Origin of the sequence: Mongoliitalea lutea (assembly GCF_014652135.1) — a bacterium.
Taxonomy (GTDB): domain Bacteria; phylum Bacteroidota; class Bacteroidia; order Cytophagales; family Cyclobacteriaceae; genus Mongoliitalea; species Mongoliitalea lutea.
In genome coordinates this window covers 13,032-26,653 of sequence record NZ_BMYF01000024.1, presented here as the reverse complement: position 1 = coordinate 26,653, position 13,622 = coordinate 13,032, and the positions used below count along the sequence as shown (strand labels likewise).

Here is a 13,622-nt window from a genome sequence, read left to right as displayed (position 1 = left end):
TTTTTGTGATGAGAAATATAAAATTGGTTGAAGTACGCTCCGAAATTGCTGCTGGTACCCGAGGTGCCAGTTTGGGCATTGATGCGCTAAAAATCGCAAGTTTGGACAAAACATCCGACTTCTTTACAAAGTTTGAACCCGTGCACGTGCAGGATGCCAATAACTTTCTTTTCAAAGGAAATAAGTATCCCCATGCCAAATACATCGATGGCGTCTACCATGTCTTGAAAAATGTGTATAGTACTATCGAGACCCTACGATTGGAAAAAATGTTCCCTATCATTTTGGCGGGTGACCATTCTACCGCTGCTGGCACCATCATGGGAATCAAAGCTGCTCATCCGGAAAAGCGCTTAGGTGTCATCTGGATAGATGCACATGCTGATTTGCATACTCCATTCACCACCCCATCCGGAAATATGCATGGAATGCCCTTGGCTATGTGCATTCAGACTGACAACTTGGATTGTAAGGTCAACCAACCTTCGGAAGAAACCTTACTATTTTGGAACAAAATCAAAGTTATCGGAGGTGATTTTCCAAAAGTAAAACCGGAAGACATCGTCTTTATCTCTGTTAGGGACACAGAGCAACCAGAAGATTACTTGATTGAAAAATATAGGATCAAAAACTTCCAAACAGAAGAAGTACGCAAGAAAGGTGTGGCTCAAATAGCCCAGGAAGCGTTAGAGATACTGAAGGATTGCGATCAAATCTACATCTCCTTTGATGTGGATAGTTTGGACTCGTCTATTTCTGTTGGTACAGGAACTCCCGTCCCTAATGGACTGACTGTGGAAGAAGCACTCCAACTTAATGCAGAACTGATTAAAGATAAGCGGGTCTGTTGTTGGGAAATTGTGGAAGTTAACCCAACTTTGGATACTGAAAACTTGATGGCTGAAAATGCATTTGACATCTTGGAGGCCACTACAGAATCACTCGTCGAACACTTTTAAAACCTATGAGCTTAGAACAAGGAATACTTTCATCTATTCAACAGGCCTTTGCCGAACTATTCAACCACGAGGTAGTAGTTGAAAATTTACAATTGCAACCTACCCGAAAAGAGTTTGAGGGTAGTTACACATTCGTAGTTTTCCCATACCTAAAAGTAACCAAATTGAATCCAGAAGCATCTGCAAAAGCTATCGGGGACTATTTGGTAAACGCAAGTGAAGCAGTCAGTGCCTATAATGTGGTTAAAGGCTTCCTGAATTTGGTGGTCAATCAAGCATCTTGGTTAGATATTTTCCAAGGACTCATGAGCAAGCCACAAATCGGCCAACTGCCCGCCAATGGCAAAAAGGTCATGGTGGAATACAGTAGCCCGAACACTAATAAGCCTCTACACTTAGGACATCTTCGAAATAACTTCTTAGGCTACTCCGTGGCTGAAATCATGAAAGCTACCGGATACGAAGTCATCAAAGCCAATTTGGTCAATGACCGTGGGATTCATATTTGCAAGTCCATGGTTGCATACAAGCACTTAGGCAATGGTGAAACCCCCTCAAGTAGTGGCTTGAAAGGCGATCACTTGGCTGGTAAGTATTATGTATTGTTTGATAAAACCTACAAAACCCAAATCTCTGAACTTGTAGCACAAGGCATCAGTGAGGAGGACGCCAAAAAATCAGCTCCATGGATGCTTGAGGCACAAGAAATGCTGCGATTGTGGGAAAGTGGTGACGAAGAAATTGTAGGCTTGTGGAAGTTGATGAACGGATGGGTGTATGAAGGCTTCGATGCGACCTACCAAAAAATGGGAGTGAATTTTGATAAGTTTTACTACGAATCAGATACTTACCTTTTGGGAAAAGACATTGTAGAGGAAGGGTTATCCAAAGGGGTATTCTTCAAAAAAGAAAACGGCTCTGTTTGGGTGGACCTGACGGACGAAGGGTTGGATGAAAAGCTGGTTTTACGTGCCGACGGTACCTCTGTGTACATCACCCAAGATATGGGTACGGCAGATTTGAAATACCATGATTTTCAAATCGATAAATCCGTATATGTAGTAGGCAACGAGCAGGACTATCATTTTGATGTATTGTTCAAAATCATGCGAAAATTAGGCCGCTCTTATGGAGAAGGCTTGTATCACCTGTCCTACGGTATGGTGGACCTACCAACTGGCAAAATGAAATCCCGTGAAGGTACCGTAGTTGACGCCGATGATCTGATTCAGGAAATGATCGATACGGCAGAAAGTCATACCAAAGAATTAGGGAAAATCGACGGGTTTACCGAAGGACAGGCAGCTGAATTGTACGAAATCCTAGGATTGGGTGCTTTGAAATACTTCCTGTTAAAAGTAGATCCTAAGAAACGCATGTTGTTTAACCCTCAGGAATCCATAGAATTCCAAGGAAATACAGGGCCATTTATTCAATATTCCCATGCAAGGATTGCTTCTATCCTGAGAAAAGCTGCTCAAATTGGTGTTTCTTACACCCCAGAAGCCTTCGCTGATCTAACAGGTATTCAAGATGCAGAGCGCGATTTAATCATAATCCTGCATGATTTCGAAAAGAAATTAACCCAAGCAGCAGAGGATTACTCTCCGGCAATCTTGGCACAGTATCTTTTTGATTTGGCCAAGGAATACAATCGCTTCTATGCCGAACTTCCGATTTTCAACGAACAAGAAAAGTTTATCCAATCTTTCCGTATCGCTTTATCCTTCCAAACAGCACAAACAATCAAACGCGGTATGGAGTTACTAGGTATAAAAGTTCCAGACCGAATGTAATATGAACAAACTACTGCTATTTTCTTTACTAATCATTTTTGCCTGCACTTCTAGCGTGCAAAAGCAAAATCCTGAAACTATCTCTACACTAGACCAATTGCTCATGGAAAAGACGATTTATGACTTCAAAATGAAAGACATCAATGGAGATGAGATTGATTTCTCTCAGTTCCAAGGCAAAAAATTGTTATTGGTCAATGTAGCCTCTCGTTGCGGATACACACCGCAATATGAAGATCTTCAAAAGCTGCATGAGCAATACGGTGACCAAGTCACTATTTTAGGATTCCCTGCTAACAACTTTGGCGGTCAGGAGCCTGGTACCAATGAGGAGATTAAGGAGTTTTGCTCATCAAAGTTTGGGGTAACATTTACCATGATGGATAAAGTTTCCGTTAAAGGTGCTGACAAGCATCCTTTGTACAGATGGCTTTCTGACAAAGATCTGAATGGATGGAATGATAAAGAGCCATCTTGGAATTTCTGTAAATACTTTATCAATGAAAAAGGTGAATTGGTTAAATTCTTCCCTTCTTCTGTCAAGCCAATGGACAATCAAATTTTAGAATTGATCAAGGCTTAAATTCTGTCATGTATTTCCACCTTGGCTACTCATTGCTAGTAGCCAAGATGGAATAATTTTATCGATCCGCCGTACTTGTGGAAACAGCACTTACCAGTAAAAAACAAGCTTGGCTTCATGCCTTTCGTTTACGTACGCTACCTTTAGCTTTATCGAGTATTTTTTTGGGAAGCTTTCTTGCTGCATATTTTGGTGATATGCACTGGGAAATTTTAATCTTAGCATCTTTGACCACCATATTTCTACAAGTGCTTTCTAATCTTGCAAACGACTATGGGGATTCCGTTCATGGAGCGGATAGCAAGGATAGAGAAGGTCCGGTTCGAGCTGTGCAATCAGGCATTATCACCCTCCCAGAAATGAAACGTGCCATGTTCATTTGCGGCATACTATCATTCATTTCTGGCATATCGTTGCTATTTGTTGCGCTTCAGAGTTGGCAATTAATTTTGATATTTGTTGGTTTAGGTCTTGCAGCCATTTATGCTGCCATCACGTATACTTCAGGTTCCAATCCTTATGGATATATAGGTCTAGGGGATATCTCAGTATTCTTGTTTTTTGGATTGTTAGGTGTGATGGGGACCTTTTTTCTACATAATCTCACACTTGAAATGGGCGTTTGGATACCTTCTATTTCATTGGGGTTATTTAGCACAACTGTTTTGAATATAAATAATATCAGGGACATCCCATCAGATACCAAAGCTGGTAAGCGCTCAATACCTGTGAGGATAGGTCGTGAAAAAGCTATCGTTTACAATTGGTCCCTCATCATAGGGGGGAATACTTTGTTGCTTGCTTTCATTTGGACCCAAAATGCCTGGGGAGCCTTGGGAGGATTTATCGCATTACCTATGATGATTTCAGTAGGTTTTGGAATTCAACGGGAACAGACCGCAAATAAGATCGATCCTTTGCTGAAAAAAATGGCAGTTTCAACTTTACTATGGGTCTTAGGTTTTGGAGTAGGCTTACTTATTCTAAAATAATTAACTTATTCATTCTTTGAATTTAGGGATTTTTTGTATTTTCCCATGAAAATTCAAACTACTATGAAAACCATTCTTGTTCCCTACGATTTTTCCAAAGAAGCTAATTTCGCTCTGGATTTTGCAGTTGGCTTAGCTAAAAAAACCCAAAATAAATTAGAATTATTGCATGTCATTGAATTGCCAACGCCGACTAGCTTCAGCTCTTTTGGTGAAGCGGGAGCAATGAGCAACGAAACTGCCAATATTTTTATGATTGAGCTTATTGAAAAGCGTAAAAAACAAATGAATGAGCTAGAAGAGGAATTCAAAGATGCTGGCTTTACATTTGAAACAAAAATGATTTTCGGGAATCCATTTGCTGGGATTTCCAAGGAAATAGTAGATGTAGATGCAGACATTGTAGTCATGGGCAGTAAGGGTTCTTCTGGACTAGAAGAGATTTTAATCGGCTCAAATACAGAAAAAGTAGTTCGTCATGCTGCTTGTCCCGTAATTACGATCAAATCTGAAATCTCCCCATCAGATGTTAAAAAAATTGTTTTCGCATCTGATTTCAATGAAGTTCCAGCCAGCGTGGCTCAGCGATTGAAAAATTCAATAGATGTAATTGATGGTGAGCTACATTTAGTGAAAATAAATACCCCAAGTATGTTTGAACACAGCAGGGTATCTTTTCAGAAAATGAAGACTTTTGTTGATGAATTTGGTTTTTCCCCTCAATCAATGGAAATATATAATTCCACATCTGAAGAAGAAGGAATCTTGGACTATGCAGATGACATACAAGCAGATATGATTGCTATGGCTACAACGGGACGCACAGGATTTTTACATCTTTTGACGGGAAGTATTGCTGAGGATGTTGTGAATGCTGCAAAAAGGCCCGTATGGACCATGAAAGCAAAAAAATGAGATGAGTACAAGAAAAAACAACGACTGGAAAAAACGAGACGGCGTGGTGTATTCCACATCTGATGACTTTGAGTTCAACTTATCGGAAGATGAGGTAACAGAAACTCTCCCACCTAACCAACAGCAGCTTAAGGTACAATTAGACAAAAAAGCAAGAGGTGGCAAGCAGGTCACCTTGATTACCGGATTTGTGGGCTCAGATGAAGACTTGCAAGTGCTAGGAAAATTGCTGAAAAATAAATTTGGGGTCGGCGGCTCTGCTAAGGATGGAGAAATCCTCATCCAAGGCGACCTAAGGGACAAAGCCCTTGACCTCTTACTTAAAGAAGGTTACAAGGCCAAAAAATCAGGAGGGTGAGCCCTCCTTTTCTTTTATTTAGTACACATGATGAATCGCCTGATTTATATTTTCGAGTTAATTCTACTAATTCCTTTCTTCCCTTTACTTTATTGGAAAGGAAAAAAACTACGGCAACAAGTACAGAGGTTACCACAACATTCAACATTTATGAATCTAACGAGACCCACTAACTCAAAATGGGTCTTAATTATAGGGGAATCCACGGCCGCAGGTGTAGGGGCAAGTTGTCCAGATACTACTTTTGCGGCAAAGATATTTTCAGAAAGTGATAGAACATGGAATGTGCTCAACCTGGGAAAGAACGGATTAAAAGCTGCTGGTCTTAACCGACTATTGAATCATGCAAAACCTGATATTCCAATAGTATTTGATCAAGTAATCATACTCATAGGAGCAAATGACTGTTTCAAATTTACACCTCCAAGCAAATTCAGAAATGAAATAGAAGAATTTTTGAAGATCGTTGGACGAAATACAAATTGTCATCAGATAATTATTCCCGAAATTCCCCCCGTAAACCATTTTCCAGCTATACCATCAATATTGAGATTTTTCCTTGGGCTTCATAGGCATATTTTAAACAATGAAATCAATCGACTAAATAAAAAAAAACACAAACTTTATTTCCACCGATGGAAGTCTGGGTTTTCATCCAACTTCTTTGCTTCTGATGGAATTCATCCTTCTGATATAGGATATGAAAAGATGGCTAAAGAAATTTTTGAAGAAATAAAAGGTGGCCTTAAGTAAAGCCACCTTTTGAAACTAAAAAACTCACCATAAATAAACATCCCAACTTTTTAAATATACGATGTAATTACCACCTTTGGATTTTTACTATCAATTTCAGACACTTGATTATCATCATACACTATAATTTCCACCAATAAACTATCAATCAGGCCTATAATGAACAACGTATTAACCACCCTGATTTTAAATTCGGCAGTGAGTCAATCCAATTTTTCTTCCTTGACGAGAAGTTTCTTCTGGAGGTAAAATATCACAGTTGTCCCACAATCCTGTCAAAATCGTTTTTGCATATGCTCCTGGAAGACAATTGTCTAGCATAGCCCGAGCGGCCTCTTGATAATTGTAGGATATTCTATGGTAATTCACTGCTAAAGAAGCCCGAGTCTCTTCAGAGATTCGGGTCAATGTCATAAACCAGACAAAAGGCTCTCCATCATTTGCAGGCATACCAATCACTCCCGGATTTATCCATGCCTTAGCATCTTTACTAGAAATAAAGGGTAAGCCACAATGACCTCCAACCACAATATCCGCATCAAATTGCTCAAATACTGCCTGTTTTTCACTCCAAGGTGTAGAATCAAAAACAAATGCTGCGGTCTCAGGATAAGAACCGTGAATTAATTGTATTTTTCTTCCTGCAAAATCAATTGAAAGTATACTTGGCAGTGTTGAAATATACTGTTTGGACTTTTCGGACAACATGCGACTGGTATAGGAAAACCAGTTTTTAGATAGAACATCACAAGTCGTCCCCTCCTCAAAATTACAACCACAATCATCTTTCCCGTCGAGCAGATTCTCCTCCACATTACCTTTAATTCCAGCTACCCCCCACTCTTCTATTAATTCAAAACATTCATTTGGAAAAGCACAGTATCCAGCGATATCCCCAGTTGAGAAAATTTGCTGAGAACCAAAGCCTTGGTCTATAGCATACTTTTTCAAAGCTTTCAATGCATGAATATTGCTGTAAACACCTCCAAAGAAGAGAAGCTTTTTTACTTGACAATCAATTTTAACCTTTTGTAAATGTGTCATAAATGAATAACCGCAATATAAAGTAACTAGTAAATGATAATACAAATGCAATTACATTGACAAATAACAAGCTTGCATGAGTTCCTCCTGTAAAATACAGAGAATGGTTTTCAGGAATGAATATATAAATTATCCCGGCAACCAAACCAATTAATACTGGAACTAAAAACAAATGCGGATAGGTTTTTTTTGACTTTATAGGAAATAGAAATATTGGAGCCAAACCTAAAACCATGGTGCCACTGACTGTACTCGCTGCAAGTAAGGAAGGAGAAAAAAACAGTGGTAGCACACCAATAATAGCTAGGAAAATCATTATCAAACGACCCTTCCACAAGGTTAATTTCTCTTCCGAAACAATCCGAATATCCTTGATTACCAATTTCGTAAAAGAAGTAAATGTAGAGTCCAAAGTGGAAGATGCTGAAGTAAGCATTACCAAATTGATCAGCAATAGCATAGAAACACCAAAATAGCCTGCCAACCTACTGGTAGGAACCTGTGATTCCATTGGTAGCTGACGGGAAATAATGCCTGTAAAGGAGAAAAGAACGATAAGGCTAAATCCTACGAATCCAGCAATAAAAAAAGAACGCAACATTTTTTTAGGCTCTGTAATAAATCCTCTATCTGTCATCACAGGATCATGAAAACCATAACTAAAGGATTGTAAAACTGCAACAACCAAAAAATTTAGACCTGTTTCCCAAGACCAGACACTGGAACTCAACAAAGTATCAGTGGTGGTATCTAATTCAGGAAAAATCATTCCGATCATCACAGACAAAAGGATACAAAATAAAATCATTTGAATGACATCCGTAAAAATGGAGCTTTTCATCCCCCCTTTAAGCGTATAGCCTAAAGTTAAGATAGTGAAAATAACTATTGATGAAAAATATGGCACTGAATTTAAAGTGCCAAAATGAAGCCCAATAACCATTGCATTGGACCATACTTCATTTAACAATCTTAGAGCCAACAAAAAACTGAATACATGTGTAGCCATAGTTCCAAATCCCGATCGTAAATAATCATGGAGACTCGAAAAACCCAATTTAAATCGTAATCGATAGATGACAATTCCTACTACAAAAAAACTCAAGTAATACATGCCATACCCTACACCTCCAAGGATACCGAACGTATAGCCAAGATCTGCCGCATTCATAATTGATTTGGCGAAAATCCATGAAATAACTAAACTAGAAACCAATGCAAAATAACTTGGCTCCTCCGTCAGGGAGGAGCCTTTAAAGAACTCTGCTATATTTTTAGCTTTGGGAGAGACAATGAGAAGTAAGGAGAATCCAACTATTAATAACAGCCATTGTATAACATCAACTGAGAGGAGATTGAATTCCATATTCAAAAAAACTATTGTGCCCACCAAACCTTGGCATTTATGCTATTCCCATTTGTATTTCCTGAAGCCACTAGAAAGTTTTGATTATTTAATGCAATTTCCGAAGCAGGATATGGTAATCTATTAGGCATCAAGCCATCATTGAGAGAGGCAACTAATGGAAGCAACAAAGGAAAACCTGTTCTACGCTGCTCAATCCAACCCTCATAAAAGTTAACAGGCATAGAAAGCCATTTTTGAGTACCGATAAGTTCCAACTTATCCTCCGCTGAATCAAAGCTTGCCGGACCATGTACCAGATAATTTGATGGAACGGCTACACCCCAATACTCAAAAGCTTCTTTTACAGCTTCCTGATACAAAACTGATGCATCTAGCTGTACAAAACCTTTATGCGCAGCCTCTGCCATCAAAAACTTCAATTCAAAACTTGTTAACCATGGGAACTTCATGGAACCAGCAGCTTCTCTGAAAATTCTTCCCGATAGACTGAAATCAGCAATTGATATAGATAGTTGGGAGGCATCTTGGCCGTTTCGCAAACCTCTAAACTGGTTTTCCCCATTAGCAGATGGTCTAAAATAAACCCCTACCCTAGGGTCATTAAATCGTTCGAGCTGCCTTTGAATAGTCTCAGACATCAAAAACAAGTTAAAATCTCCAATCCTGGCCGTGGACATTCTAAAATTGTTAGGCTGTGCTGATGTAAAGCGAAACACAGCATTGGATTCAGGATTAATAATCAAATACCCATCTTGAACCAGCTTACTCAACTGCTCTCGAACATCTACTTTACCAGATATTCTCATCAATAATTTAAATCGTAAACTTTCTGCAAGGCTAAGCCAGTTTTGAAGATTCCCATTATAAATCACATCTCCAATCAATCTATTTGGACCATAAGACAGCCTCAATTTTTCTGAAGCCAGAGTCAACAGCATGAGTAGCCCTTCTTCACCAAGATAAATCTCTTCTTGACTATCATATGCAGGAAATACCACCCCCGAAGACTTTCCTTTCAAAGCCTCCGAATAAGGCACGTCTCCGTAAAGATCGGTAAGATTAGCAAACAACATCGCTTTAATTACCAGCGCAGGTCCTTCATAAATAGCAAAAGTTGGATTTTGTCTGGATAATTGAAGAAGAATTTCATTATCTCTCAAATTTTCATACAGGAATGGCCAAGGATTCCCTCCATATTGAGGCTGCGTTAAGCCATGCCTATCAAATAAATTAAAATCTACTGCCATAAAATATTGAGCCAATAAATTCCCCGCAACAAATCCTTCATAAGAAGCATTTTCAGAGTATTCAAATAGTACTTTTCTCAATAAAAATTCAGGCTGAACAGAGACAGAAACTACTGGATTGGTATTGATGTTGGTAAAATCAGCATCACACGCCGTCATAAGTAATATAACCAGAATAATAATATAATTTTTCATGATAATCGCTTTTTAAAAATTCAAACTGAACTTAAACCCCATACTTCTCGCCGTAGGATAGGCCATATCTTCCACTCCTCCCAATACATTCTGCCCTTGAAATGCCACTTGTTCAGGATCGAAATGTTTAATCTTACTTAACATAAAAAGATTCCTACCAATAATTGAAACATTCATATGCCTTGAGCGATTTTTCAACAAAGAATAAGGCAGGTCCATACCAATAGATAGCTCTCTAAGTTTGATAAAATCAGCATCAAACGTGTTATTTTCTTCATTATTTCTGTCATAAAACTGCCTGTAAAACGTTTCAGCAGGAATGGGTGTAGTATTAGCCACAAAAACTGGACTATCAGCAGAGCCAATGTTAACAACACCTTTAGCGACAATTCCCTCCTCAGGTCTATTTACAGTTTCAATTAATTGTCCTCCAGCACCTGCGAGGGCAGTTGTTCGGGACACAATTTGTCCACCTTTTCTAACATCCACTAAGGCTGAAACATGGAAATTTTTAAACGAAATGTAATTGTGAATTCCAACCAAAAAATCAGGATTCATATTTCCTAGTTTGATAAGTGTATTATCCGTTATGTATCCACCTTGGCTGTTGATTATAAAATCACCGTTCTCATTCCTCAGATATCCTGTACCCCACATATCTCCCAAGCGACCACCCTCAGAGACTATATACCAAACTGTTTGATTGACATTATCATAGATTCTATTGTAGGCAAGTGTAAAAGATCCTCCCGGAAGTGACTCTACCCTATTGACATAGCGAGTATAATTGGCCTGAATATTCCAAAACAGCTTACTTGTTCGAATGGCTTTATAATCAATAGTAGCTTCATACCCAAATGTTCTTACTGCACCTCCATTGACATTTTGCCGATCGTAGCCAGAAGAAATTGGAATTGGGAGTGATATAATTTGGTCCTTTGTAAGCATATTGAAATACGTTAAATCAATACTGATACGATTGGAAAACAATCTAATATCTGTACCTATTTCCCAAGAGTTAATCCGTTCAGGTCGAAGGTTCGCATTAGGAATTACACTCTGATCTCCAAAACTAGGATTGGCATACACAGGAGTTCTACTTGTAAAATTACCAATTGTCTGAAATGGAGCTGAGTCATTTCCGACCTCTGCATAACTAGCCCTAAGTTTGAAAAGATTAATGCTTCTAGGAAGCTGCAGCACGTTACTCAGGAGTAAGGAAGTTGCAATAGAAGGATAAGAAAAAGAGGTCGCATTTGTACCAAATTCATTAGCCAATGCAGAGGACCAATCTGTACGGCTCGTAATGTCTAAATACAAGAAGTCTTTATATGAAGTACGGGCAAAAGCATAAGCTGAATTGATACGTTTACGAGCAAAGCTTTGGAAATATTGTAGTGGACTAGCAGCATTTGCAAATGTGAAAATACCAGGTTGTGCTAACTGTAGAGTCTGTAACTGATCCATTGAAGCCTGCTGGTCCATTCTATTACCTCCTACTGAAAAATCAAAGGAAATATCCCCAAAAGTATCACTGTAAGTTGCTAAGAAATCTGTATTCGTTTCTTGATAGGTTAAATTTTGCTCTGCATAAGCTCCCAATGGAAATCTATTGGAACTAAAAGAACGTCTAAATGCTCTTTCTTCTGACTGAGTTTCGGTCCCTGAGCGTACAAAAACAGAGAATTTTTCATTAAACTCATATGAAACAACAATATTACCTATCAATCTATTTCTATCGAAGCTATTCCTATTTTCTAAAAGCGTAAAATAAGGATTGTCAAAGAAGGTGTAATTATAGGAATATTGCTGAATCCCTTCTAATCCAGGCTGCCAATAATCCCGAAGACTACTCATATCTGTCTGTCTTCCCATCCAAGCGACAATGGAATAATTGATATTTTCAGAACCATACTTGGTAGCAGGCCTATTATCACTTCCAGAATTAATTAGATTGAAATTTCCTGAAATAGAAAGTCTGTCACTAGGCTTATAATTCAAAGCTCCTACAAATGACCTTCTTTGCAGATTTGTTCCAGGAATAAATGATTGACTAGACACATCTGTTACCGAAAACCTGGAAGAAAAATTATCAGCCCCACCCGAAAAAGAAACATTATTGATTGTCGTCAAACCTAATTCATAAAAATCACGAAGGTTGTTGGGATTAGATACGAATGGTGTTGGGGTAATAGGTAAACCTCCATGAACTCGTGTATCTGCACCACGTACAACAGTTCCATCTGGTAATGTAACTGGACTATCAAATTGAGGGATCAACAAACCTGCATCTAATCTTGGGCCAAAACTAAAGGTAATATTATCATTCACTCCACCTCCAAGTCCATCTCTAAATTCGAATAAGCCAGAATTACCCTGTCCATACAAATTTTGAAACCTTGGCAACCTAAAGGGCCTTTCAAAAAAAGTGCTTGAGTTAATAGCGACTGAAACTCCTTCTTTTTGTGCTTTCTTTGATGTAAGTAAAATCACACCATTAGCTGCCCGGGCACCATAAAGTGCAGCTGCTGCAGGACCTTTTAAAACAGTAACAGACTCCAAATCGTCAGCATTAATATCCATCGCCCCATTTCCAAAATCCACCTCCATAAATCCATTAGCAGAATCGTCTGTAATATTTACTAACGTTAAATTATTTATGGGAAGTCCATCCAAAATAAATAATGGATTATTATTGGTAAAAGATGATTCTCCACGGATAGAAATCCTACTTGTACTACCTACTCCAGAAGAACCTTGAGAAACAGTTACACCAGCTATCCTTCCGCTAAGATTATCTAAAAAATTAACAGATTTAACCTCACTAATATCTTCACCTCTAATTTGCTGCAAAGCATATCCAAGGTTTTGATATTCCCTTTCCAAACCAAGCGCTGTTACAACGACTTCATTCAATGAGGCAGAAGCGGACAGGTAAACCTCAAAAAAAACATCATTCCCAAAAATAGGAAATACCTTACTATCATAGCCAACAAGTGAGGCTGTCAAACTCGAAACACCAATAGGAACATTAATTGTAAATCCCCCTTCTAAATCTGTATTTACACCTCTCAACTGCCCATTAAATGTGTAGTAAACACTTCCTCCGACAAGAGGAGTCCGGGATTTGTCATCGTAAACTATTCCTTTGACGGTTTTATCACCTTGTGCGTAGGAGTAACTTATAGAGAGTACGAATACAAAAACACCTAACCAAGTGTAGCATTTTTTCATAACAATAAATTTTCGCAATCTACGTAGAATAGCCTTCGATTGGTTTTTATAAATTTCAATTCTTACAAAGATTGATGATGTGACTTTTAGAAAACCCAAACAGACTCAAAAAGTTGATTAAACAACTACAGAAAGAAATGTATAGAAAAATCCTATTTCAAGTCAAAAATATAAAAT

General features: G+C 38.5%; 11 protein-coding genes. 7 read left to right on the top strand and 4 right to left on the bottom strand.

Translation table 11 applies throughout. The features are described 5' to 3' along the window. Positions 1–8: 8 nt before the first annotated feature. From rocF to IE080_RS16610, 7 genes are all read left to right on the top strand, one after another. Positions 9–959 (top strand): arginase, encoded by a 951-nt coding sequence (rocF, locus tag IE080_RS16640; protein ID WP_189585302.1) that lies wholly within the window; start codon positions 9–11, stop codon positions 957–959. A 5-nt stretch (positions 960–964) separates the two neighbouring features. Beyond that, entirely contained in the window at positions 965–2,755 is a 1,791-nt protein-coding gene (argS, locus tag IE080_RS16635; RefSeq protein ID WP_189585299.1) for an arginine--tRNA ligase, read from the top strand. Between the two features lies 1 nt (position 2,756). Beyond that, on the top strand, positions 2,757–3,338 hold the full coding sequence (locus tag IE080_RS16630) for a glutathione peroxidase (protein ID WP_189585296.1): 582 nt from the start codon (positions 2,757–2,759) through the stop codon (positions 3,336–3,338). Between the two features lie 77 nt (positions 3,339–3,415). Further along, on the top strand, positions 3,416–4,330 hold the full coding sequence (locus IE080_RS16625) for a 1,4-dihydroxy-2-naphthoate polyprenyltransferase (RefSeq protein ID WP_189585293.1): 915 nt from the start codon (positions 3,416–3,418) through the stop codon (positions 4,328–4,330). Between the two features lie 63 nt (positions 4,331–4,393). Further along, the gene (locus tag IE080_RS16620; RefSeq protein WP_189585290.1) at positions 4,394–5,245 is read left to right on the top strand and encodes a universal stress protein; all 852 of its coding nucleotides are present in this window, start codon (positions 4,394–4,396) and stop codon (positions 5,243–5,245) included. Position 5,246: 1 nt separating this feature from the next. Continuing rightward, positions 5,247–5,603, top strand: coding sequence for a translation initiation factor (locus IE080_RS16615; protein ID WP_189585288.1), 357 nt, complete (start codon positions 5,247–5,249; stop codon positions 5,601–5,603). Positions 5,604–5,753: 150 nt separating this feature from the next. Continuing rightward, positions 5,754–6,356 (top strand): SGNH/GDSL hydrolase family protein, encoded by a 603-nt coding sequence (locus IE080_RS16610; RefSeq protein WP_229800692.1) that lies wholly within the window; start codon positions 5,754–5,756, stop codon positions 6,354–6,356. A 186-nt stretch (positions 6,357–6,542) separates the two neighbouring features. On the opposite strand, the gene IE080_RS16605 is transcribed toward IE080_RS16610, so the two are convergent. The 4 genes from IE080_RS16605 to IE080_RS16590 are packed head-to-tail and all read right to left on the bottom strand — an operon-like array spanning position 6,543 to position 13,445. Beyond that, positions 6,543–7,400, bottom strand: a complete 858-nt coding sequence (locus IE080_RS16605; RefSeq protein WP_189585282.1) for a metallophosphoesterase family protein — start codon at positions 7,398–7,400, stop codon at positions 6,543–6,545. Next, on the bottom strand, positions 7,378–8,766 hold the full coding sequence (locus IE080_RS16600; RefSeq protein WP_189585279.1) for a sodium:solute symporter family transporter: 1,389 nt from the start codon (positions 8,764–8,766) through the stop codon (positions 7,378–7,380). The genes IE080_RS16605 and IE080_RS16600 overlap by 23 nt, the downstream gene beginning before the upstream one ends. 11 nt (positions 8,767–8,777) lie before the next feature. After that, positions 8,778–10,211, bottom strand: coding sequence for a SusD/RagB family nutrient-binding outer membrane lipoprotein (locus IE080_RS16595; RefSeq protein ID WP_189585276.1), 1,434 nt, complete (start codon positions 10,209–10,211; stop codon positions 8,778–8,780). A 12-nt stretch (positions 10,212–10,223) separates the two neighbouring features. Next, positions 10,224–13,445: a SusC/RagA family TonB-linked outer membrane protein gene (locus IE080_RS16590; protein ID WP_189585273.1), complete on the bottom strand. Its 3,222-nt coding sequence runs from the start codon at positions 13,443–13,445 to the stop codon at positions 10,224–10,226. Positions 13,446–13,622: the final 177 nt, after the last annotated feature.